The organism is Pedobacter rhizosphaerae, from assembly GCF_900111155.1.
In the GTDB taxonomy this organism is placed as follows: Bacteria; Bacteroidota; Bacteroidia; order Sphingobacteriales; family Sphingobacteriaceae; genus Pedobacter; species Pedobacter rhizosphaerae.
Map to the genome: position 1 here is coordinate 1 of NZ_FOGG01000013.1, position 22256 is coordinate 22256.

The 22256-nt window shown below is 40.0% G+C and carries 22 protein-coding genes and 2 tRNA genes; 10 read left to right on the forward strand and 14 right to left on the reverse strand.

The window, feature by feature from the left end; translation table 11 throughout:
• The first annotated feature begins 754 nt into the window (after positions 1 to 754).
• The gene (locus BMX11_RS11970; protein WP_217643830.1) at positions 755 to 1591 is read left to right on the forward strand and encodes a DUF5694 domain-containing protein; all 837 of its coding nucleotides are present in this window, start codon (positions 755 to 757) and stop codon (positions 1589 to 1591) included.
• A gap of 347 nt (positions 1592 to 1938) precedes the next feature.
• On the opposite strand, the gene BMX11_RS11975 is transcribed toward BMX11_RS11970, so the two are convergent.
• The 8 genes from BMX11_RS11975 to BMX11_RS12000 form a co-directional block, all read right to left on the reverse strand.
• Positions 1939 to 2421: a cupin domain-containing protein gene (locus BMX11_RS11975; protein WP_139180177.1), complete on the reverse strand. Its 483-nt coding sequence runs from the start codon at positions 2419 to 2421 to the stop codon at positions 1939 to 1941.
• A gap of 208 nt (positions 2422 to 2629) precedes the next feature.
• Positions 2630 to 3736: an epoxide hydrolase family protein gene (locus BMX11_RS11980; protein ID WP_217643831.1), complete on the reverse strand. Its 1107-nt coding sequence runs from the start codon at positions 3734 to 3736 to the stop codon at positions 2630 to 2632.
• A gap of 10 nt (positions 3737 to 3746) precedes the next feature.
• Entirely contained in the window at positions 3747 to 3896 is a 150-nt protein-coding gene (locus BMX11_RS24315) for a hypothetical protein (RefSeq protein ID WP_175474544.1), read from the reverse strand.
• Between the two features lie 572 nt (positions 3897 to 4468).
• A complete protein-coding gene (locus tag BMX11_RS24320; protein ID WP_175474545.1) occupies positions 4469 to 4615 on the reverse strand; it encodes a hypothetical protein in 147 nt (48 codons plus the stop codon).
• A 100-nt stretch (positions 4616 to 4715) separates the two neighbouring features.
• A complete protein-coding gene (locus BMX11_RS11985) occupies positions 4716 to 5288 on the reverse strand; it encodes a DUF1543 domain-containing protein (protein WP_090884546.1) in 573 nt (190 codons plus the stop codon).
• A 28-nt stretch (positions 5289 to 5316) separates the two neighbouring features.
• Positions 5317 to 7026, reverse strand: a complete 1710-nt coding sequence (locus BMX11_RS11990) for an FAD/NAD(P)-binding protein (RefSeq protein ID WP_090884747.1) — start codon at positions 7024 to 7026, stop codon at positions 5317 to 5319.
• 133 nt (positions 7027 to 7159) lie between these two features.
• The gene (locus tag BMX11_RS11995; RefSeq protein WP_090884549.1) at positions 7160 to 7447 is read right to left on the reverse strand and encodes a hypothetical protein; all 288 of its coding nucleotides are present in this window, start codon (positions 7445 to 7447) and stop codon (positions 7160 to 7162) included.
• Between the two features lie 134 nt (positions 7448 to 7581).
• Positions 7582 to 7767: a hypothetical protein gene (locus tag BMX11_RS12000; RefSeq protein ID WP_090884551.1), complete on the reverse strand. Its 186-nt coding sequence runs from the start codon at positions 7765 to 7767 to the stop codon at positions 7582 to 7584.
• A gap of 626 nt (positions 7768 to 8393) precedes the next feature.
• On the opposite strand from BMX11_RS12000, the gene BMX11_RS12005 reads away from it, so the two are divergent.
• The 5 genes from BMX11_RS12005 to BMX11_RS12025 all read left to right on the forward strand — a co-directional run bounded on the left by BMX11_RS12005 (position 8394) and on the right by BMX11_RS12025 (position 11371).
• A tRNA-Gly gene (locus tag BMX11_RS12005) sits at positions 8394 to 8469 on the forward strand.
• Between the two features lie 47 nt (positions 8470 to 8516).
• A tRNA-Leu gene (locus tag BMX11_RS12010) sits at positions 8517 to 8601 on the forward strand.
• Positions 8602 to 8877: 276 nt separating this feature from the next.
• Positions 8878 to 9303: an SRPBCC family protein gene (locus BMX11_RS12015; RefSeq protein ID WP_090884553.1), complete on the forward strand. Its 426-nt coding sequence runs from the start codon at positions 8878 to 8880 to the stop codon at positions 9301 to 9303.
• A gap of 152 nt (positions 9304 to 9455) precedes the next feature.
• Positions 9456 to 10457 (forward strand): phosphotransferase enzyme family protein, encoded by a 1002-nt coding sequence (locus BMX11_RS12020; RefSeq protein WP_090884555.1) that lies wholly within the window; start codon positions 9456 to 9458, stop codon positions 10455 to 10457.
• Between the two features lie 62 nt (positions 10458 to 10519).
• A complete protein-coding gene (locus tag BMX11_RS12025; RefSeq protein ID WP_090884557.1) occupies positions 10520 to 11371 on the forward strand; it encodes a dienelactone hydrolase family protein in 852 nt (283 codons plus the stop codon).
• Here the strand turns inward: BMX11_RS12025 and BMX11_RS12030 are convergent.
• Positions 11363 to 12379, reverse strand: coding sequence for a WD40/YVTN/BNR-like repeat-containing protein (locus tag BMX11_RS12030; protein WP_245738649.1), 1017 nt, complete (start codon positions 12377 to 12379; stop codon positions 11363 to 11365). The two genes, BMX11_RS12025 and BMX11_RS12030, sit on opposite strands and share 9 nt — an antisense overlap.
• A 4-nt stretch (positions 12380 to 12383) precedes the next feature.
• A complete protein-coding gene (locus BMX11_RS12035) occupies positions 12384 to 12815 on the reverse strand; it encodes a DUF2147 domain-containing protein (protein ID WP_090884751.1) in 432 nt (143 codons plus the stop codon).
• 211 nt (positions 12816 to 13026) lie between these two features.
• Here BMX11_RS12035 and BMX11_RS12040 point away from each other — a divergent pair, with 211 nt between their 5' ends.
• The 4 genes from BMX11_RS12040 to BMX11_RS12055 are packed head-to-tail and all read left to right on the forward strand — an operon-like array spanning position 13027 to position 19796.
• Positions 13027 to 14418 (forward strand): TolC family protein, encoded by a 1392-nt coding sequence (locus BMX11_RS12040; RefSeq protein WP_090884559.1) that lies wholly within the window; start codon positions 13027 to 13029, stop codon positions 14416 to 14418.
• A 15-nt stretch (positions 14419 to 14433) separates the two neighbouring features.
• Positions 14434 to 17718 carry an efflux RND transporter permease subunit gene (locus BMX11_RS12045; RefSeq protein ID WP_090884561.1) on the forward strand — a complete coding sequence of 1095 codons (3285 nt, stop codon included), beginning with the start codon at positions 14434 to 14436 and terminating at the stop codon, positions 17716 to 17718.
• 13 nt (positions 17719 to 17731) lie between these two features.
• A complete protein-coding gene (locus BMX11_RS12050; protein ID WP_090884563.1) occupies positions 17732 to 18832 on the forward strand; it encodes an efflux RND transporter periplasmic adaptor subunit in 1101 nt (366 codons plus the stop codon).
• Between the two features lie 25 nt (positions 18833 to 18857).
• Complete coding sequence (locus tag BMX11_RS12055; protein ID WP_090884565.1) at positions 18858 to 19796, forward strand: helix-turn-helix domain-containing protein; 939 nt, start codon at positions 18858 to 18860, stop codon at positions 19794 to 19796.
• Between the two features lie 662 nt (positions 19797 to 20458).
• Here BMX11_RS12055 and BMX11_RS12060 read toward each other — a convergent pair.
• The 4 genes from BMX11_RS12060 to BMX11_RS12075 all read right to left on the reverse strand — a co-directional run bounded on the left by BMX11_RS12060 (position 20459) and on the right by BMX11_RS12075 (position 22255).
• Positions 20459 to 20836, reverse strand: coding sequence for a DoxX family membrane protein (locus BMX11_RS12060; protein ID WP_090884567.1), 378 nt, complete (start codon positions 20834 to 20836; stop codon positions 20459 to 20461).
• Between the two features lie 107 nt (positions 20837 to 20943).
• Positions 20944 to 21321 carry a DUF1801 domain-containing protein gene (locus BMX11_RS12065; RefSeq protein ID WP_090884569.1) on the reverse strand — a complete coding sequence of 126 codons (378 nt, stop codon included), beginning with the start codon at positions 21319 to 21321 and terminating at the stop codon, positions 20944 to 20946.
• Between the two features lie 8 nt (positions 21322 to 21329).
• The gene (locus tag BMX11_RS12070; RefSeq protein ID WP_090884571.1) at positions 21330 to 21737 is read right to left on the reverse strand and encodes a hypothetical protein; all 408 of its coding nucleotides are present in this window, start codon (positions 21735 to 21737) and stop codon (positions 21330 to 21332) included.
• Positions 21734 to 22255 (reverse strand): DinB family protein, encoded by a 522-nt coding sequence (locus tag BMX11_RS12075; protein WP_090884574.1) that lies wholly within the window; start codon positions 22253 to 22255, stop codon positions 21734 to 21736. Before BMX11_RS12075 ends, BMX11_RS12070 begins: the two co-directional genes overlap by 4 nt.
• Position 22256: the final 1 nt, after the last annotated feature.

A 22256-nucleotide genomic window follows, 5' to 3' on the forward strand; every position in this document is an offset into this window, starting at 1 on the left:
CAGGATCAAGCGGAAAAGTTGGGGGAACATCTTTTAAGCATATATTTTCGATAATCTGAATAAGAAGAATTTAATATCCCTTACACCTCTCGATGTTGCTCTAAAAGCTTTAACCTCAAACATATTGTACCAATCTTCATCAGTGGTTCCTCCGAAATCCTTAAGTTTTCGGTTGGGATCTTAGCGATACACATCTATTGCAAACGTCTAGCCTATTATTTCTTAAACAAAAAGGCTGGCATATTATAAAACACAGTTAGTCACAAGCAGGACGCTTGCGCCAGAGTGGGGCATATACAATCCAGTATCAAAATGAAACAGAAATCAGCGAATTGCCGGGAAAAACATCTTATTATTTATATCACATAGTTGTGATATAAATAATATTTGTTAATTTTAGCCCGCCAGGCAATTGTGGCGCAATAAATATCTGCTCTTGATATCCAGGCAGAAAAACAGAGAAATTATATGATAACACAAAACCCATGCACTCCGAAAGAGTTCAAAACCCTGATCAAAAAAAGAGATTTTTTCAAAGGCCTGCTCATTGGTGTCTGTATACTTTGGCCATGTATACTCGCTGCCGCCATTTACTTTTATTACAAAAAAGGCACCGTAGCATTGTTTCTTCCTACGGTTACCATTATTCTAGGTTTTCTTCCAGTCTATTTAAGGGTTAAAACATTGAATGCTGAGATAAAGTCAAAAGAAATCAGCGAACCTGAGATCAGCGAAATACATACCTTTCCTATCAATGAAAAACAATCTCCAGATTACTGCCCTCATTTTACTTTTGAGCCTGGTTTCGTGTTCCTGTAAAATCGCTTACAGCAAGAAAAAAATCTTTAAGGATAAATTTGACGATGCAGTGCCTGTGCTCAATATCGCAACTTTCCACATGGGTGAAACCTCCGATGCAAGTTCCACAGCTTTCGATGAAAAAGACTCAAAAAACCAGAAAGACATCAGAGACCTGGCAAAGAAACTGGCAGCATTCAGGCCGACCATTATCATCATCGAAGACCGCCCAAAAAATGATCCGGTAAGAAAGGCGGATTACTTCGATTACCTTCAAAATCCGAAAAAGAGATTTGAGAATCCAGATGAGAGAGAGCTGCTCGCCTATGAAGTTGGAAGGTTAAGTGGAGCAGAAAAAATATATGGAATTGACTTTAAAGAGGGATATGACTACCAGATCGGCGGCAAGGTAAAGCATACTGTAGACAAGAGCACCAATAACAGATACTGGAAACTTATTGACGAGAACGAAAAGAACAACCCAGAGGAGGGCATTCTCTTTTATGATCTTTTCAAGCTTAACAACCACCCCCAATACCTACAGAGCCTGATCAATATCAATGCGGATATGCTGACCTACATCTCAAGCCAGGGAAAATCGGAAGGTGCTGACGAAGCCGGAAAATTCTACCATAGGAACCTGGTCATGTTCTCCAACTTAAACCAGATTCCTTTAGACAAAAATGACCGCATATTTATCCTGATGGGTGGAACGCATACTGCGTTTTTCAATGACTTCTTGAAAAGAAGCCCCAAATACAAATTGGAAGATTCATTTCATTATCTAAACTAATCGCATGTAGTGCACATTCATAGAACACAGCGACCGAAATTCAGGGCATTTATATCCGCTTCGATGAAAAGTAATTTGCGTTTAAATACATATTCGCTAACAACAAGATACATGAAAGCTTCTGGTGGTGTGAAGCGAAAATTGTAAATACTCATGAAGTCAGAGACTAGATCAAAGATGAATAAGCTAACAATATTTACAAAAATTTTAGACCATCGTCCCCAGTGGAAAAAATGAGGTTGCAAGTAATAAGTTTTAAGTCTGGATGTTAAAATTTTGATATTTCTATTAACACAATAATCTGGTCGGTGGGGTCATCAACCAGTAGAGAAATTTCGGATTCAAAACTATTTCTTTTTCCGGGGATCATCTGAGGGATCCACATACTCTAGCCCCAGGGGACCAATTGCCGATACCTGGCTTACATACTCCCCTGACTTTGCCCAATGGAAATGAGGCGTATTTGCTGGAAGCACAAATACACTGCCGGGCGCAAAGGCTATAAGCTTTGCAGGATCGTACTTTTCTCCAATACCGATATAAAAAACACCCGATATAACTGTATAAATCCGATCCTCCGGATGGCGGTGAGGTTTTAGCACTACTCCGGCAGGAACCTTTACCCGAACGGTATAACCTCCCGCAGTTATAGGGTTACCAATGAGTACCGCCAACCTAACCTCCGGAGGAAATGCAGCAAAAGACTGCCAGGTGATACTGTCTGGGCGGATCTGTCCAAGTTTTTTTGCCTGGAGTCCCTGAGCTTGAACATTAACTACAATAATGCTCAGAAAAATTAACGACAAGGTTTTGGGAAATATTTTTTTCATGATTTATTTTTTTTTGCTGCAGAGGCAAGCAAATGAATACTTTATTTTGCCGATTGATGCATTGCCTGTTAAATTTTCAATTATTGGCTATTGACTCACCAATAGCCAATAATGATGAAACAGGTGTTGACCTCTATCATAATTGCGGTGCTTCCAGAGCACCAAAACTTCTAGTCTGGTGAAAAATCCCCCCACCAGAAACTATAAACTATCTCAGTGTGCTAAAAGATTTTCGGAGCTCTTCTGCAAATACTTTAGGTTGTTCCCAGGCAGCAAAATGCCCTCCTTTTGATAACCTATTATAATGAATCAGTTTTGGATACGCCTTTTCCGTCCAGCTCTGTGGCGCTTGATAAAGCTCATCGGGAAAAGCGCTCACTGCAACAGGCAATTTTATCCCTTTTGGAGCAAAAAAAGCGAGTTTGCTCTCCCAGTAAAGCCGGGCGGAAGAAACTGCTGTACCAGTTAACCAGTACAGTGCAATATTCTCTACAACATCCTCGCGACTCATTCCTTCTGGCTGTCCGTCAAAAACACGGGTAATCAACGCAAGGCTTGTTGCATCGTGATCTAACATCCAGGCGGCCAGCCCAACAGGTGAATCCTGAATGGCATAAAGTGTCTGAGGCCTGTTAGCCATTTCGTTGGCATATCCCAATCCATGTTTATAGAAATAGTCTAATTCGTTATAGGCTTGTTTCTCATCTGAAGAAAGTCCGGCAGGTTCAGCTTCATTAAACTGAAGGGCTTTGGCTACTTCCTGGGGCACTGTAGCAGGCATATTGGTGTGTATACCGATCAGGCCTTCCGGCTGCTGGAGTGCCATTTGCTCGGTTACGGCATTACCCCAATCTCCACCTTGAGCAACATAACGCTGATACCCTAAGCGCTTCATCAAAACTGCCCATGCCCTGGCAATACGCTGAGGATCCCATCCTGTAGCTGTTGGCTTACCCGAGAAACCATAACCTGGTAATGATGGGATAACCACATCAAAGGCATCCTCTGCCTTACCGCCAAATGCAGTCGGGTCGGTGAGTGGGCCTATAATTTTTAACTGTTCTATTACAGATCCCGGCCAGCCATGGGTAATAATTAAAGGAAGTGCATTCTTATGTTTAGAGCGGACATGGATAAAGTGAATATCCAGCCCATCAATATTAGTGATAAACTGCGGTAAGGCATTCAGTTTTTTTTCTGTTTTGCGCCAATCATAATCTTTCGCCCAATAATCTGCAAGTTTCTGAAGAGTAGCCAGCTGAACGCCCTGGCTCTGGTCACTTACGGTTTCTTGCTCAGGCCACTCTGTAGCCAACAATCTGCGTTTAAGATCTGCAAGTTTTTTTTTCGGGAATGCTCACTTTGAAGGGACGGATATCTTCACTGGCTGGTACTGTCTGTGCAGACACTAGTGTGCTAAACATCACCAATGCTCCTGTAGCTACTTTAAAAAGTTTGTTGTTATAAGTTTTCATCTCTGTACAATTAATTATTTAGATTTCGATAATTATAGTCCGAATCTACTTTCAAAACTGTGGCAGAAAAAGGGATGTTTAGCCGAAACCGGCAAATCCAAGACTGAATTAGACAATCTAAATGCTAAGCTCCCTGTAAAACTTTTTCCTGTCGATAAAATTGATGAGTTATTATGTTAAACTAGTGATATTAATCGTCCGAAAGCAATCGGAAATAATTTTTAATTAGGATGGAGTTTGAGCATATCAGCAAGTATGCAGATTGATTTCTGAAAAGTGATTAACGCTAATATGAAGAAAGGAGTTGGATATGTGGTAGATCTGTACAAATTGAATGATTTTCAAGGCATAACAATAGGCTTCAGATGGTGTCTATCCTAAAGTATAGATCCGATTTAATGGATACAGTCTGGCCGGAAAAGTAAGGTGGATGATTTAACCTAAAAAGAAATTAGGATCGGCGGCCCTAAGCAAATGCATCATAAAAGATAAGTCCCAGGTGCTCACGAACACGACAGGACTGAAAGCCACCACACCTGCTACAACTCGTAATTTCGCTGATATTTGAGTTGTTAATCCTCAAATTCATCAGCTACAGAGACTTCTTCCCTTAGCCATGCTTTTGCATCTCTCATGGTGTAGCCATAGGTAAGTTCAGCTCCTTCGCTATTGCAAAGGCAGGTTTGCCCCTCAATGATATCTTCTCTTAAATATTCCATATAATACGCAACTTATTTCCTTACAACATGTATAACCTTGAAAAGGTTTGATTTAGCAGTCTTTTTTTTAAGCAAGGCACAGTAAAAGAGAGGCTATGACTCAGATTCTATCCAGCCGGAAATAGCCCAGATTAATCTCGTCTTCACTTCCTTCCGGCGATTCTGTTAATTCAATATGGTAATGATGTTTAAAATTTTCGGACAAAACATCTTCAATTCTATAAACATCGTCTACATCTATACCATATTTCTCATCAATATGTGCACTGGCGGTTTTAACGGCAGCGATACTTTTCTGTTTAAAGAAGGCTGTTGATGTTGATGTTTTTACAGCCCCTTTACGATCGGGCTGAACGGTAAGCAAGATGTAATGTTGCTCCTCAAGCTTTCCGCTCTGGTATCCGCCCAGATTAATAAAAAACAGTCGGTTGGCTTCAGCATGTGCCTGATCGCGGCCCGCAACAACTTTAACATTGTAGCCCTCCACCCGGGTAACCTCCCGCCAGCCATCAATATGCAGGCTGTTTCCAGCTTCTGGCCAGAATTTATGCATATCGGGCACCAGGTCTTTTAGCTTGGTAGCAATACCAAAGAAATAGTCATGCTGTTCAACAACTCTACCAGGAGCTTTGGATCCGAGTAAAACCATAAATAACTTGAGCTCAGTTCCCATAATATCTGACTTTATACATTAATGGGATTTAGCTTAAAAGTGCCTTTGCAATTACTGCTGAGGCTGCTTCCCCAAAATCCAGACCCGAGTAATCCGGATTGTAACCGCCTATAAAAGGAACAGCCATGACATAGATTCTTTCATTGAGAGCGTTAAAATCGTCAACTGCCTGAAAGCTATCGTTAATGGATATTCCTGGTACCAATAGATAATAATTGTTTGAATGATCCATAAAAACTTTGGGATTTCCGTTCTCCAGTTCCTTTTTGGCGGCGGCTGCTTTACGAAAATAAATCTTCGCCCGGCTTACGGTCTTGTGTTCAATCAAACTTGGGTATGGCAGTTCTTCAAAAGATAAGTGGGGCTGCCCAATGCAATCGACAAAAAGGTGAAAATACTCCTCTTTGGTTACACCATCGCCATCACTATAGCGATAAATGATACCGCCATCTGTTTGAGGTAACACTTCACTATCCTCACCCACCGCTACAATTTCCAGGCATCCTGCACGATGCATGGCCAACAATTCCTGAGCAGAATTCTGCGGTACATACGCAATAACTACAGCGATTAATGGCATTAACACCTGCTGAAGCCGAATCATATCCTCGGCAGAAAAATATTTAGCTGGATAATTCATCGCGAAGCTGAGTACTCCCAGCATCTCCTTCCAATAAATGGATTCCCGCCTTTTGATTGATCGTTCGGCCTCGGTATATTCAGCATCGAGCAACACAAAGGGATCTAACTTTTCCCTTAAATCCATCACCAGCGCCACAAATTGTTCTAAACTAAGGTCTTTGATCTTTTCGTAAAATTCCGGATCATTCTCGCGTATCCCCGCCCTAAAATTCTTTTCAAACACATAATCTAAAGGCAGGAAACCTTCATTTTCGGACCGTACGCTGGCAATTTCTTCAGGAGAAAGTACAGTTTGCTTGCCTAAATGAGGATCTTCAAGATGGAACCGCAAAGCTGGCAGTAAACCGTTTCTAGAATGCATCACAATCCGAAAACCCGGAGTTTGATTAACGAAACTGGCCCTTCCCTGCTCATCCCTCTCAAAGTATCCGTTGCTTCTGGCTAATGTTCTGATGGCATCTATGGCCGTGAGTGATGATCCCCGAACAGCGATGGGGTGTGCTGATTGCAGTGCAAGCTTGGCAGGAGGATAAGGCGAATCAAAGTAGCCTGGAATTTGCCCTTCATACTTCCTGGGCCATAAATGCCCCGTGCAAATTACTACCCGGTCGTAGCTGTATTCCTCTCTTTCATTAATTTCAACATGAACCTGTTCAGCTGGCACATCATCTCGAATATCGGTAACCATCGATCCGTAAAACACCCGTGTTGAAATCCCTTTTTCTTTTGCGCTACGCTGAAGCATGGCAAATTGATCGCGGAGGTAATCTCCAAAGAGCAGTCTGGGAAGCGTTCTAAACTCATTGAATTCTTCCGGGTTGATTCCGTATTTATCGAGTGTATCCTGAGGTACAGTATGAATCCATTCCGCTATCGGCTTTACAATGTCTGGTATTTCATTCCCGGATACATTGGTTATATGTTCATCACCCGATCCGCTTGTGCTATAGGGCATGCCTGCACCCAAACGGTCTCCTTTCTCATAAATATCGATCTCAATTTCCTGCCGGGAAAGCTCGATGAATCGCTTATAGATAAAAAGTGCACTAGGTCCACCGCCAAGAATGGCTACTTTCAAGTATTTATTATTGCTCAAATCTGTTATTTTATTTAGGTTTTGCACTTATATATGCTCCCAACAACACTATATATTCAATAAAGTTTAGCAACTATCTGCATTATATCAAATTCGTGCTCAGTACAGGTATTTCCAATTTGTATGGGTTGTTCTATTCCAACTCGCCATCAGCAATGCCCTCCAAAAACCAGCCCGAGCGGTATTGAAATTCCACCACTTCGGTTTGTGATTTATTCATCACTGTGCCAACAAAATCATGTGCAATATCCCGGTCTGCCTCCAGAATACGCTTGGCCATCTGTGCATACTCCTGCAAATCGAAACCATCTTCAATTACATAAGAAATCTCGCCCTTATCACTCCACAAAGTTTCTATTAAAACCTTATTGAACTTGGTTTTTAAATAGGCTATATCTTCATTTGTATCGGGATTTTCCATGATTGTTGAGTTAAATATTATGATATTGTATTCCCTTAATGAACAGTGGGTTTGATTAAAAGTTTTTACTTGCGAAAGAGCGAATGGCAAGTCAGGTTAGTCGAGAGGCTTTAACCCTACCCCCTACTAAGCCATTAATACTTCCTTATGGTATCCTCAGGGTTTACCCGTTTAGGTGCCTGTGTAGAATCTTTGGTTTTAATGGTATCCTTCAAATCCTTATGAATATTGCCCTTCCCTTTTTCGGTAGGATTTTGGCATGCCGCGAATATGGCTGCTACAAATGCGGCGATGATGAAAATGGTGAATATCGTTCTCATGGTGATGTTTTTGTTTCTCTATTAAACAATCCCTTTTAGTGAAGAAAGTTTTAAAAATTTTCTGGCCTGAGATGAACGTTAGCTGCTAAGACTACCTATCCAAATGAGTTGACCAGGGATTTAATACAAATGAGCACGAATATGGATACTTTTGATACAAATAAGTCAATTATGCCTGCATGGAACACGATATCAAATCGCAACAGCTTATTTAACCGTTATTTGAAGATTAAATAGCATCCCCCGTCAGGCCAAAGCCAAATACAGAACAATAAAAAAATCATGAAAACAGCAATTTGATGGCTTCTGGGCATCGCTTTGTCAGCCTATCTAATCATTGAATTGTACCTTTTCCATTAAACTTTTATGTAATTAAAACCAAGTTGACGTTTACAATTTCCTTATTCTCTTGCCATTTTAGAAAAACACGCCACATTATCTAATTATTTCACGCTTATTTCTTCAAAAATCATTTCTATTAAAATACTTATAACTAATTAAATACAATCTTTAAAGTCAAAACAGAACTAAAAAAGGGAAGAATATTTTTATTTATTTTTTGATTTAAATTATAAATATCTATATTTGCAACCCCAACGGAAACATAGCACATGTTTTTAGTTCAGGCGAAAGTAGCTCAGTTGGTAGAGCACGACCTTGCCAAGGTCGGGGTCGCGAGTTCGAATCTCGTCTTTCGCTCCAAAAGCCTTCTTAAACGGAGGCTTTTAAATTTAAAAGGTTAATCACCTGCTCGGGTGGTGGAACTGGTAGACACGCAGGACTTAAAATCCTGTGACCCTAAAAGTCGTGCGGGTTCGATTCCCGCCCCGAGTACGAATGGGAATTCCCCCCATTTCTGAAGAGGGTTGCTCCAAAAAGAGCAACCCTTTCTCTTTGAATATCAACACGTTATGCGCGAATACTGGATTTATTGAAGGTGTTCGACATGCCCCATCGGAATAGACAATATCATGTTTGAACACCTCCCGAATTAACGAATGCTGATCAAAAATAATATACCCACCCATCTCACACCCTACATTTGTCGCATTTACCTCTTCCGAAAACAGAATTCACCTGCTACTTTTATACCATAAAATTTAAACATTTATGGAAACAGCAAAAACAATAAGCATCACTGTATCTGCAACAGTAAACGCAGCAGTAAGTAAAGTTTGGGAGTTTTGGTCGGAACCAGAACATATTACCCAATGGACAAATGCTTCCGACGATTGGCATGCGCCTTACGGTGATAATGATTTACGTAAAGATGGTAAATTTAAAACAACAATGGCCGCCAAAGATGGTAGCATGAGCTTTGATTTTGAAGGCATCTATAGTAATGTTGTAGTGAATGAGTTAATTGAGTATGGAATGGCCGATGGCAGAAAAGTATCTGTACAATTCAAAGGCAATGGCGATACAACTGAAATTATCGAAACTTTTGATGCAGAAAACACCAATCCCGTGGAGATGCAAAAAGAAGGCTGGCAAGCGATTTTGAATAACTTTAAGAAGTATGTAGAGGGATTTTAGTTGGGACATGGGGCTGGGAGTTGAGCGTCTTTCCAAACCGATAATCGATTTTGAAATTTCAAGTTGGGAAACAAAGCTTCATCTATTTAGAATAGCACAATTACCAATTTATTTTAACTTTGACACTTCAGTTTAGCTTGCAATCTTCTCCCATGAACTTTTTCCCGGCCCAGTATTCTACACTTTCATCTGCTGCATTACAAACCTACATCATTGAAACTTATGCCTTCAATGATGATTTACAGTGTCGCTTATTGATTAGAAATGTAAGTGATACTTATATTTTGGAGAACGGCAAAGAACGATATATTTTCAAAATTTACCGGAATGCCCATCGTAAACTAAACGAGATTGAGGGGGAATTGGAATTACTCAACATCCTTAGATCAAAGGGGCATCAGGTTGCTTATCCGATAAAAGATAAAAAAGGAAATCAGATTCAACATTTTGAGGCTATAGAAGGCCAAAGAAACGGGGTCCTTTTCAGCTATGCTGAAGGAAAAGTTATGCATAACCTGGAACAGCAGCACCTGAAGCGCCTGGGTAGCGACCTTGCAGCTATCCACCAAACTACAGAACAAATTAAAATTGAACACAACAGACCTATTTTCAATTTCGAAACGACACTGTTGCAACCCATTGAAACTTTAAAACTTAAAGTTCCTGAATTAGCTGATGAACTGGTTTATCTGGCAGAAATTGCTCAAAAGGTAATTCAAAAATTTAAAGAATTTGACACCAGCAAATTCAGTTATGGTTATTGCCATTACGACCTTTTCCCTAAAAACTTCCATTTTGATGATGAGGGAAATATCACCTTTTTCGATTTTGATTTTGCAGGACAAGGCTATTTAATTAATGATCTGATGTCGTTCTTAAACCACTATTTCTTCCATACATTAAATAATCTAATCAGCCCTGAACAGGCAAAAATAGATTTTGAGTATTTTTTAATGTCTTATCAAAAAACAAAATCATTATCAAAGCAAGAGCTAGAAGCTATTCCCTATCTAGGCATTTGTTTCCACGTTTTCTTTTTAAAGTTTTTTTACGATAATTACGACGACTTGTCTAATATCTTTTTAACTCCCAAATACACCAAACACCGCATTAGCCTCATCCAAAAATGGGTGGAAATGTATTGTAACTTTTAAGAAACCGCTTCTTAATCTGGCCACACTTGTTTATATTGTATTACAATTCAAAACCAGCCTCTATGGATCAGAAAATCATCAATCTTTACGACCAGTACACACATAGCCAGTTAAACAGAAAGGACTTTATGAAAAAGCTGGCCATTCTAGCGGGAAGTACCGCTTTAGCGATGACCATTTTACCGATGCTGGAGAACAATTATGTGGCTGCCGCAGATTTCAAAAGTGATGACATAGAAGTAGAAAACATCACCTTTCCTGGCGTAGAAGGCGAAATGAAGGCTGTTTTAGCTAAGCCAAAAGGCAAAAAGAAATTGGGTTGCGTACTGGTTATCCATGAAAACCGTGGATTGAACCCACATATCATTGATGTAACCAAAAGGGTTGCAGCCGAGGGCTTTATTGCCTTGGGGGTAGATGCCTTATCTCCTTTAGGGGGTACGCCTGGCGATGAAGACAAAGGACGAGAACTGATAGGAAAGCTTGATCCTGAAAAAAACCTGCAGAATTACCTCAAGGCTTTGGAATACCTGCGCAATAGAAAAGATGGAAATGGCAAAGTAGGCTGTGTAGGCTTTTGCTGGGGTGGAGCTATGGCCAATAAACTTGCCGTTAACGATGCTAAATTACAGGCTGCTGTAGCTTATTATGGATCACAAGCCAATGCTGCCGATGTTCCGAAGATTAAAGCAAGCTTAATGCTTCATTATGGTGGTTTGGATGAACGCATTAATGCTGGCATTCCGGCCTATGAGGCTGCTTTGAAGGAAAACCATATCGATTATCAGATATTCATTTACGATGGCGTAAACCATGCATTTAACAACAACACCTCTCCTACCAGATATAACGAAGCCGCAGCAAAACTTGCCTGGAGCAGAACAATAGGTTTGTTTAAGTCTAAACTAATTTAATACTAACTTGTAAACACTCCCTTTCTCTCCTGCCAGAATAAAGGCATTCTCTTTCTTTAAAGATTGGATTACATTGAAACTCTTATCGGATATCTTCTTCCAGGTATAGCCTCCATCGTAGGAAATATCTGTGCCTGAAGTTCCCGTTGCCACCAGAACCTTAGCATTTAAATAAGTAACGCCTGAGCGATAACCTGATACAGGTATACGGGGCTTTGTCCAGGTTTTACCTCCGTCTGCCGTAAGCAATATGTTGTTCGCATTCTCCTTATCCTTGAGATAATTTCCTCCTACGGCAATTCCATGTTTTGCATCGTAAAAATCGATAGAGAATGGCCCTGTTGAATTTTCGCCCTGCAAAATCGGGCATTTAAAAACTTTCCAGCGCTGACCATAATCGGAGCTGAAATAAATATTAGAAACTTTTCCTCCTGTTGCGATCCATACTTTGCCTCCCGCCAGTGTTTTAATAGTGGAACCACTTGCAGCAAAAGCAGCCTCACCTTCAGCCATATTAACCGTCAAGTTTGAAGTAATATCCTCCCAGCTCCGCCCAGCATTTACTGTTTTAAGCAATTGCATTTTATTATTAATCGGATCTCCGAAAATAATGCCCTTATCTTTGCCCCAAAACCCCATGCCATCCAGAAATATAGCCGAATCTAAGTTTTTGTAATGCTCGGTCCAGTTTTTACCTCCATCAGTTGTTTTCAAAATGTAGGCAGGTGATCCGGCATTAACAATAATAGCCTGCTGGTCATCAAAAGCTTCTATATCTCTAAAATCCAATTTTTCATATCTCTTGGGCTTCAGCCACTCAAAAGTAACGCCACCGTCAACAGATCTCCCCACCGAGCCATTACTTCCGCTTAGCCAAATTATTTTTTCGTTCACCAAACTTAGACCACGCAAACTGGTTTTATTGTTCTCTGTAAGTGCTTTAAAGGTAACAGACTGCGCAGCGCAAAAAAAAGGTGCCCAAAGCAGGCACCATAATATTTTCTTCATGTGATTATTTTACTCTTCTAAATGTTTCCGAACGTCCTAAAAGTGAGATTCCAATGTATCCCCTGATATTCAACACATCATTTCCCTTTAATGTCATGTTACAGCTATAGGTTTTTCCACTCTTCGGATCGTAAATGGTTCCATCGGTCCATTTCTTATCGTCATAACTAAAATCCTTTAAAATCTCCAGATTTAATAAAGCTCTTTTTTGCAACTTTTCGTCAGGATTTTTGGTATCTAGCTTGGGCTTACCATTGAGGTTGGGTTCCTTCATCCAGGCTAATTTACCAAAATATTTATCTCCCTTTTTATAGATCTCAATCTGCCCCTCTCCTGATGGATTAAGCCATTTACCTACAATAGCATCTTTATTTTGTGCCAGTGCTGAAAAGGACATCGCTACAAACAGCAACATAAACAATGGAAGCTTTCTCATATTTTTCATTTCTAGTTAGTTTTTAAAGATAATGATTTGAATCTATCTCAAAACAAAAAATTATCCCAAAATGATTCAGAAAATTTAAAACAGTGACATTAATCATTGTAAAGTAACAATTCTGCGTTATTTGATTTGCATAATTATTGATTTGAACCAAATACTTTGATTATTCCACCTTATAATAAATTTGCCGTGTAATTTTCACACTATGTCCCGAACATCAATACTTTATCTTGCTTTTGGATTACTTTTTTTCAACATTTTAACCTCAAACGCACAAACATTAAGTTTAAAACAGGCCGTAAATACTGCCCTTACTAACTACGGCACTATTAAGGCTAAAAACAATTACGCTAATGCCTCTAAATCAGGTATCGTCCAGGCTAAGAGAGAGTATTTACCCAATCTTAGTCTCAGTGCACAACAAGATTACGGAACCATTAATGGCCAAAACGGACCTCAATATGGGTTAGGGGGATTGGGAACAGCATCTTCTGGACCTGCTTTAGATAGACAGAACTGGAACGCTGCTTTTGGGGGGCTCTACCTTGCCAATATGAATTGGGATTTCTTCACTTTCGGCAGAATTAATCAACGCATTAAAATTGCTGATGCCACATATAAAAGAGATCAAAATGATCTGGAGCAGGAGAAATTTCAACAAGAAGTTAGGGTTTCTGCGGCTTATTTAAATTTATTAGCGGCTCAACGCTTAACCAAATCGCAACAAAGAAATTTAGAGCGTGCCATAACCTTTAAAAATACAGCGGTAATCAGGGCAAAAAATGGATTAATTGCCGGGGTAGATTCTTCCTTGGCCAAAGCCGAAGTATCGAGCGCCAAAATTGCGTTAACCAAAGCACAGGATTTAGAGCAGGAACAGGCCAATAGATTAGGCGTTTTAATGGGTGAAACAGCAACACAATATGCCCTGGATACCACTTCGATTACCAGGATCCCAATGGATATGCTCAATGATACCACGATAAAAAGCAACCATCCTATTTTAAAGTTTTACCAAAACCGTATTGATCTCAGCAATGAGCAACTGGGTTATTACCGTCGATTATACTACCCTAGCTTTTCTCTTTTTGGTGTATTTCAAGGGAGGGGCTCCGGATTTAGTTCAGACTACATTTCTAATCAAAACGCATATACCAGAAATTACTTTGATGGCATCAATCCTGTGCGTGGAAACTATTTGATTGGAATAGGAATGACCTGGAATCTTTCCAGCCTTTTAAAAAACGCACCGCAGGTAAGGTCGCAGCATTACATTAGTGAGGGATTAAAAAACGAATACGAACTTGCAGATCAACAGCTTAAATCTCAGCTGGCGCTGGCAGATACTAAACTAAAAAATGCTTTAAACAACTACAGGGAAGCCCCTATCCAAGTTAAAGCGGCTTCAGATGCTTATCTGCAAAAAAGCACATTATACAAAAATGGGTTAACCACACTGGTAGACCTTACCCAGGCACTTTTCACCCTTAACCGGGCAGAAACAGACCGTGATATTGCTTACACCAACGTTTGGCAGGCACTTTTACTTAAATCTGCTGCTTTAGGGAATTACGACTTATTTATCAACGAATTTTAATCCGGCTATCTATACATGAACTTAATACGTTTCGCACTTCGCAAACCCATTTCCATCCTGGTATTAGTGGCAGGATTATTTTTCTTCGGTATTGGTGCCATTAAGCAAATCAAGGTTGATATTCTGCCTCAAATGAATTTGCCTGTAATTTACATTGCCCATCCTTTTGGTGGCTATACGCCTACGCAAATGGAGGCCTACTTTGGGAAACAATACATCAATATTTTATTATTTGCCAATGGCATTAAAAGCATTGAAACCAAAAACACACAGGGTTTAATGCTCATGAAGTTAACCTATTATGAAGGCACTAACATGGCACAGGCGGCCTCAGAACTGAGTGCACTTTCGAATAGGGCACAGGCTATTTTCCCGCCGGGCTCACAACCTCCGTTCATCATCCGTTTTGATGCTTCATCACTTCCCATTGGCCAATTGGTATTAAGTAGCCCCGTAAGAACCAATAATGAGTTACAGGATATGGCGAATATCTATGTACGCGCTTCTTTTACGGCTATTCCAGGATTATTAGCACCGGCACCATTTGGAGGAAGTCCCCGTACCATCGAAATTAACGTAGACCCAACCCTGCTGAGATCACATAATCTTACTGTAGACCAGGTAGTGGAAGCCATCCGCCTGAATAATCAAACTGCACCATCAGGAAACGTTAGGATTGGTGATAAGAATTATATTACCCCAACTAACTACACCATTAAAAAAATCAAAGATTTTGAAACCATTCCGCTGTTTAAGGGTGGCGTACAAAATCTTCAGTTACGTGATGTAGCCACAGTTAAAGATGGAGCAGATTTAACCGCAGGTTATGCCTTAATTAATGGAAAACGCTCAGTTTATCTGAGTATCGCTAAATCGGGAGATGCTTCCACCTGGGATGTGGTTAAAAAGTTAAAAGAAAATTTACCAGCAATTCAGAATACGCTCCCTGAAGATGTTAAGCTTTCTTATGAATTCGACCAATCGGTTTACGTAATTAATGCGGTAAAAAGTTTAATCAGCGAGGGAGCCATCGGGGCCATTTTAACTGGTTTAATGGTGTTGCTTTTTTTGGGTGATAAGCGTGCTGCACTGATTGTTATTTTAACCATCCCAACATCGATTATCGCAGGGGTTTTATTCCTCAAGCTTTTTGGCCAAACCATTAATATCATGTCGTTGAGCGGATTAGCCTTAGCCATTGGTATTCTGGTAGATGAATCGACAGTAACGATTGAAAATATTCACCAACATTTTGATATGGGTAAACCCAAGGCACTTGCCATTTGGGATGCCTGTAAGGAAATAGCCTTTCCTAAATTATTGATCCTTTTCTGTATTCTGGCGGTATTTGCACCTGCCTTTACCATGTCGGGAATACCAGGAGCTTTATTTTTGCCCTTAGCCCTGGCTATTGGTTTCTGCATGATTGTTTCCTTCTTCTTATCGCAAACATTTGTTCCGATTATGGCCAACTGGCTGATGGTAGCACATCCGAAAAAGGGAGCAGCACATCATCCGGGTATAACTCAAGATGAAGCGGATTTCGCAGCGACAGGTTTACCGATTGAAACGGAGCAGGACACACTAAACCAAAAGAAAATTCTGGTCGAACGTGAAGATTTTAACGATGATGGCAAAATCTCTTACTTTGAACGTTTCAGAAATCGCTTTATGCGGTTTATTGATCGCATTTTGCCTCACCGTAAATCTGTAGTGCTGGTGTACCTCGTTTTAGTGATTGGTTCCGCAGCCTTACTTTTAGCCAACATTGGCCGGGATGTATTACCAAAGGTTAATTCCAGTCAATTTCAACTTCGTTTAAGGGCACCTGATGGAACCCGCTTAGAGCGTACGGAAGAAAAGGCCAATAAGGTTCTTGCCGAACTTAAAAATATGGTTGGCGCAGAACACCTTGCCATTTCATCCGTTTACGTGGGGCAACACCCGGCATTATTCTCGGTTAATCCCATTTATCTATTCATGGGTGGCCCTCATGAAGCCGTTTTCCAGGTGAGCTTAAAAGATTACCATGTAGATATGGATGATTTTAAGGATAAGCTGAGGGCGAGAATTAAAGAAATTATGCCCGATGTGAAGCTTTCCTTTGAACCGATTGAGTTAACAGAGAAAGTTTTAAGTCAGGGTTCTCCTACTCCTGTTGAAGTAAGAATAGCCGGCAAGAACAAAAAGCAAAATGAACAGTATGCCAATAAAATCCTCGCTGAATTGAAGGAAATACCCTACATGCGCGATGTTCAAATTGCTCAACCGATTAAATATCCTTCCTTAAATATCAATATTGATAGAACCAGGGCGGCACAACTGGGTGTAGATATGAGTGATATTTCTAAATCATTGGTGGCCTCTACTTCATCATCCAGATATACCGATAAAAATGTATGGTTAGATGAAAAGATAGGCCTGACTTACAATGTTCAGGTGCAAGTTCCATTAAATCAAATGCACAGCAAGGATGATATTGGTGAAATTCCTTTATTGAAAAACACTGCCCGTCCGGTGCTTAGCGATGTAGCAACCATTGAGGCTGATACCACATACGGAGAAAACGATAATCTGGGCTCTACCCCTTACCTGTCAGTAACGGCTAACTTATATCATACCGATTTAGGTGCCGCCACTAAAGATGTGAATAAGGCCATTAAGGAGGTGGGAGAATTGCCAAGGGGATTAATAATTACGCCCATTGGTTTGAGCAAGGTGCTTACAGAAACCCTCGACAGTTTACAGTCGGGTTTACTGGTAGCCATTGTGGTAATATTTTTAATGCTATCGGCCAACTTCCAATCGTTTAAAGTACCCCTGGTTATTCTGGCCACTGTACCTGCGGTTGTGTTGGGCTCATTGTTGTTGCTTACCCTCACAGGTTCAACCCTAAATCTTCAGTCTTATATGGGGATTATCATGTCGGTAGGGGTTTCCATCGCGAATGCGGTATTGTTAATTACCAATGCAGAGCAGTTGAGAAAGCACAATGGCAATGCCCTGGCCTCTGCCAGAGAAGCCGCAGCACTAAGGTTACGTCCGATTATTATGACCAGTGTGGCCATGGTAATGGGTATGTTACCTATGGCCATCGGACATGGAGAAGGAGGCGATCAGGTATCTCCTTTAGGAAGAGCCGTAATTGGAGGCTTAGTTGCTTCTACCTTTGCGGTATTGATTATTCTTCCACTGGTATTTGCCTGGGTGCAGGGCAAAGTGTCTACCGATTCTATTTCTTTAGACCCGGAAGATGAAGAGAGTACGCATTATATTAACGGTTTAAAAGAAAATAAATAAACGATCATCACAAATGAAAACAAACATATTTACAACAGCATTTTTAAGCACGGGTTTAATGGCAATGGCCACCTTATATGGCTGTGGCAGTGCAGAATCTAAAGCAGAACCGGCTAAAGAAAAAAAGACGACAATTGCCACATTTGACTTGAAGAAAGATAAACTTTCAACTGCTTTAAACTTACCAGGTGAATTGTTTGCGCTTCAACAGGTTGATCTTTACGCTAAAGTGAGCAGTTTTGTTCAAACCTTAAAAGTCGATATTGGCTCTGAAGTAAGTAAGGGGCAGTTGTTGATGACCCTGGAGGCACCCGAATTAAGTTCTCAACTGGCCGCGGCAAAATCCAGACTCAAGTCGCAAGAGGCACTTTATACTGCAAGTAAAGCTAATTATAACCGCTTATATGAAACCAGTAAAACACCTGGTACCATTTCAACCAACGATTTAGACCAGGCCATAGCGAGAAGAAACTCAGATTTGGCGCAGTATGAAGCGGCTAAAGCTGCATTAAAAGAAGTAGGTGCAATACAAAATTACCTGGAAATCCGCGCGCCTTTCAGTGGCATTATTTCGGCTAGAAATGTAAACTTAGGCGCCTATGTTGGTCCATCGGGGAAAGGTTCAGAATTACCTTTATTTACCCTTCAGGATCAACGCAACTTACGTTTGGCGGTTTCCATTCCAGAAATTTACACTGGCTATTTAAAAGCTGGCGATGAAGTTAGTTTTACGGTTAAATCACTGCCCAGCCAAATTTTCAAAGCTAAAGTAAAACGGATGTCGGGCGCATTAGACATACGCTTACGTTCTGAACGCGTAGAAATGGATGTTCCTAATGCTGGCAAAGTATTGTTACCAGGTATGGTTACAGAAATTAATATTCCATTACCAGCAAATGCAAGTACTTTTATTGTGAATAAAAAAGCTATGCTAGATACCAGCGAGGGGCTTTTCGTACTTAAAATAGTAAATGATAAAATAGAAAAAGTTGCCGTTAAAAAAGGCAGAGCTACAGATGATCAGGTAGAGATTTTTGGAAATTTAAGTGAAGGTGACAAATTAGTTGCAGAACCTAGCGAAGAAATGCACGACGGAATGAGCATTAAGTTTTAAATTTGTTTCTAATTCGGTTTTAATCATGTTAACCAAGCAGCAAGAACTTTATACGATCAATAAGAGCGAATCATTGGAGGATTTCTATAATCGGTTAAAAATTAACCGACCTGAAATGGTTATCCCGAGCTTGAGCATGGTTAACGACATGGGGCATTTTAATGTGTTTAGGCGGTCGAATTATTGCTCCCTAACGCCTTCCCCTTACAACCGCAGAGATTTTTATAAGATCTCGCTCATTATTGGCTCCGGAATTCTGCATTACCCCGATAAAAGTATTGAGGTGAAGGAACGTGCTTTATTATTTACAAATCCCAATATTCCATACGCTTGGGAAGGTATTTCTGAAGTACAAGCGGGATATTTCTGCCTTTTTACCGAAAATTTTATCCATAACCGCAATGAAAGTTTGAGGGAGTCGCTTTTATATCGCATTAATGATTACCCGATTATAGATATAAATGAGGATCAGGAGCATTGTTTAAGTGCCTTGTTTGCTAAAATGATGGAAGAAATGGATGGGGAGTATGTACATAAGTACGATCTTTTAAGAAATTATGTACAGTTAATTGTTCATGAAGCCTTAAAAATAATGCCTTCCGATAACATTGCCAAACCAAGTACAGCTGCCGTTCGCTTAACTTCTTTATTTATCGAATTACTGGAGAGACAGTTTCCAATCGGCTCTACCGACCATACACTCACGCTTAAAACCGCACATGATTTTGCCGGCCGTCTTTCGGTACACGTAAATCACCTTAATCATGCCGTAAAAGAAGTAACAGGAAAAACAACTTCAGAACATATCTCTAAAAGAATTGCAACTGAAGCTGTTGCCCTATTGAAACATACAGAATGGAATATTGCCCAAATTGCCTATTGCCTCGGATTTGAATACCCTGCCAACTTTAATATTTTCTTTAAGCGACAGATGCAGTGCACGCCGAGGTTTTTTAGGAAATGAGGGGATTGTGAGGTGTTTAATTGCTTAATTGACTAAAAACTGGTTAACTGCTGAGCTGGTAAGTTGGTGAGCTGGTTAACTGCCAATTGAAAACTGTTTAATTGCTTAATCGTTGAACTGTTTAACTGACAACTGCAAATTGCCAACTGAAAACTGTCCAATTGCTTAATCGTTTAACTGACAACTGCAAATTGCCAATTGAAAACTGAAAACTGTCCAATTGCTTAATCGTTGAACTGTTTAACTGACAACTGCAAATTGCCAACTGAAAACTGTCCAATTGCTTAATCGTTTAACTGACAACTGCAAATTGCCAATTGAAAACTGAAAACTGTTTAATTGCTTAACTGTTTAACTGACTGCAAATTGCCAACTAAAAACTGTCCAATTGCTTAATCGTTGAACTGTTTAACTGACTGCAAATTGCCAATTGAAAGCTGAAAACTGTCCAATTGCTTAACCGTCTAACTGTTTAACTGACAAACTGCAAATTGCTAATTGAAAACTGATAACTGTCCAATTGCTTAACCGTTGAACTGTTTAACTGACTGCAAATTGCCAATTAAAAACTGAAAACTGTCCAATTGCTTAATCGTTGAACTGTTTAACTGACAACTGCAAATTGCCAACTGAAAACTGAAAACTGTCAACTGCCAACTGAACTACTTCGAAATAATCGGTAAATATTTTTGTCGGTAAGCGTAAAAAAGGAATAAGTTAAAAATCAACATGACACCAACCATGGGTAAATCTTTAGGCCCGAGGTAGGCATGATAAAGAAAAATATTTAAGGTTACCGGAAAGATGATTAATGCGCCTAAAGGTGCTGTTCTTCCAAATAACAATAAGATTCCACCTACTAACTCGGTAATTTTAATTAATGGCATCAGGTAAACAGCAGCCATCACTCCAGACATAAAAGTCATTTGTTCGTTGGTCATTTTGGGTTGCTCTGGCATGTATTTAATGAAATAACTTACTGAAGCAAAAAGGTACATAGCGGCTAAAAGCACTCTAACAATAATAACAGCGATTTTCATATATTTTGATTTTGGTTTGTGTGATTAAAAATAATAAAAAGCACTAATAAATTTGCTTTTTATCAGTAGCTTAACTATTTATCTTTTCAATTAAAAATGTTAACTCTTTAGCTTCCCGCTAAACTAACCCATTGATTGACTACGGTTTGAAGAGCCTCTGTTTGTACATCTATATCATCAAGGCTAAAAAACCTGGCCTCTCGCCTATCCTTCCAGGTACCCAGTAACAAAGGTGAATCGATCATATTGCCTTCGTAAAAAATGAAGATGATTTGTACATACCCCTTTGCACGCAGGTTTAAGGCAGCCATGTCCCTTTGGTAATAAAAACTAGGGGCATTCCATTTTACCCGCTCCTCCAGCTTATTATTAGCCTGTAGAATAATTCCCCTTAACTTTTCTATCTCAGCTTTAAAAGGATGCTCTAATCCTTCCATAAATGCATCCACCTGCTCCTTACCCGAAAGCTTATTGCGAATCGTCATGGCTTTAATTAAGTTTTAATCAGTTTAATATCCATCCATTTTTTCCAGCATCCATCCTGATACTGCTCCCATATCCCCACAATCTCTTCCCTGTTAAATTTACCATAAAATCGTTGATCATCGGCCTCAATACTAATTTTATCAGCCTCAATCTTCATTGACGAAATAGAAATATTTCCTTGATTATCAAAAGACTGGGCTCTAAATACTTCTTCCAGTTCATCATAATGTATAATCTCCACCGATTTTACCAATTTCCGACCTATCCTAACATCAACACTGTGAATCATAAAAAACTGGCCATCAACCCATTCGTAAACGTCTTTCCCGCTAATTTTAGTTCCATCGCATAAGGTACCCACTGTTTTCCAGCTCCCGGCGTATGCATGGAGCAGATCTAAAGCTTTATTTCTCATGCAGTTCCAATATTGGTTTGCTTTAGTTGCTGTACGATGTTCGCTAATTGTTTCGTATGTCTTTTGGTGTGGTATATGATAAAATAGGCAGCCTCCAAACGTGTTAAATTTCCCAGCACAGGCAACTCAAAGGCGGTACAGGTTTTAGTCCAGTCTAATTTACCCACCATATTTACAAGTTTACTTTCTACACTTCCCAAAGCCGTTTTCAGTTCCTCATGGCTATAGTCTTTAAAAGCCGGGTAAAGAAATTCCGGAGCATCCATTTTATAGTTAAAATCCTCCAGAATGTTTTTAATTTTCTCTGCCATTAAATCTGCCGGCCGGTTCGTTTCTGTGGTAGAGCCACTAAATAAATCCGCAAAACCGTCGTTAGACATGGTCATGTGTTGTACCAGCTGTCCTACCGTCCAGCTTCCTGAAAAAGGTACTTTGTTAATCGATTCTTCAGGACAGGAAAGGAAAGTAGATTCGAAAGTGCTTAAACTCTCCTGCATTTCTTTGATTAGATTTTCCATT

Excerpts from the sequence above, each read along its gene's own strand:
- BMX11_RS12055 (WP_090884565.1), top strand. The coding sequence starts at position 18,858 with ATGTTAACCAAGCAGCAAGAACTTTATACGATCAATAAGAGCGAATCA.
- BMX11_RS11970 (WP_217643830.1), top strand. The coding sequence starts at position 755 with ATGAAAAACAATCTCCAGATTACTGCCCTCATTTTACTTTTGAGCCTG.
- BMX11_RS12015 (WP_090884553.1), top strand. The coding sequence starts at position 8,878 with ATGGAAACAGCAAAAACAATAAGCATCACTGTATCTGCAACAGTAAAC.
- BMX11_RS11985 (WP_090884546.1), bottom strand. The coding sequence starts at position 5,288 with ATGGGAACTGAGCTCAAGTTATTTATGGTTTTACTCGGATCCAAAGCT.
- BMX11_RS12065 (WP_090884569.1), bottom strand. The coding sequence starts at position 21,321 with ATGACGATTCGCAATAAGCTTTCGGGTAAGGAGCAGGTGGATGCATTT.
- BMX11_RS12030 (WP_245738649.1), bottom strand. The coding sequence starts at position 12,379 with ATGAAGAAAATATTATGGTGCCTGCTTTGGGCACCTTTTTTTTGCGCT.
- BMX11_RS12035 (WP_090884751.1), bottom strand. The coding sequence starts at position 12,815 with ATGAGAAAGCTTCCATTGTTTATGTTGCTGTTTGTAGCGATGTCCTTT.
- BMX11_RS12020 (WP_090884555.1), top strand. The coding sequence starts at position 9,456 with ATGAACTTTTTCCCGGCCCAGTATTCTACACTTTCATCTGCTGCATTA.
- BMX11_RS12045 (WP_090884561.1), top strand. The coding sequence starts at position 14,434 with ATGAACTTAATACGTTTCGCACTTCGCAAACCCATTTCCATCCTGGTA.
- BMX11_RS11975 (WP_139180177.1), bottom strand. The coding sequence starts at position 2,421 with ATGAAAAAAATATTTCCCAAAACCTTGTCGTTAATTTTTCTGAGCATT.
- BMX11_RS12040 (WP_090884559.1), top strand. The coding sequence starts at position 13,027 with ATGTCCCGAACATCAATACTTTATCTTGCTTTTGGATTACTTTTTTTC.
- BMX11_RS12070 (WP_090884571.1), bottom strand. The coding sequence starts at position 21,737 with ATGAGAAATAAAGCTTTAGATCTGCTCCATGCATACGCCGGGAGCTGG.
- BMX11_RS12025 (WP_090884557.1), top strand. The coding sequence starts at position 10,520 with ATGGATCAGAAAATCATCAATCTTTACGACCAGTACACACATAGCCAG.
- BMX11_RS11995 (WP_090884549.1), bottom strand. The coding sequence starts at position 7,447 with ATGGAAAATCCCGATACAAATGAAGATATAGCCTATTTAAAAACCAAG.
- BMX11_RS12060 (WP_090884567.1), bottom strand. The coding sequence starts at position 20,836 with ATGAAAATCGCTGTTATTATTGTTAGAGTGCTTTTAGCCGCTATGTAC.
- BMX11_RS24320 (WP_175474545.1), bottom strand. The coding sequence starts at position 4,615 with ATGGAATATTTAAGAGAAGATATCATTGAGGGGCAAACCTGCCTTTGC.
- BMX11_RS12000 (WP_090884551.1), bottom strand. The coding sequence starts at position 7,767 with ATGAGAACGATATTCACCATTTTCATCATCGCCGCATTTGTAGCAGCC.
- BMX11_RS24315 (WP_175474544.1), bottom strand. The coding sequence starts at position 3,896 with ATGAAAACTTATAACAACAAACTTTTTAAAGTAGCTACAGGAGCATTG.
- BMX11_RS12075 (WP_090884574.1), bottom strand. The coding sequence starts at position 22,255 with ATGGAAAATCTAATCAAAGAAATGCAGGAGAGTTTAAGCACTTTCGAA.
- BMX11_RS12050 (WP_090884563.1), top strand. The coding sequence starts at position 17,732 with ATGAAAACAAACATATTTACAACAGCATTTTTAAGCACGGGTTTAATG.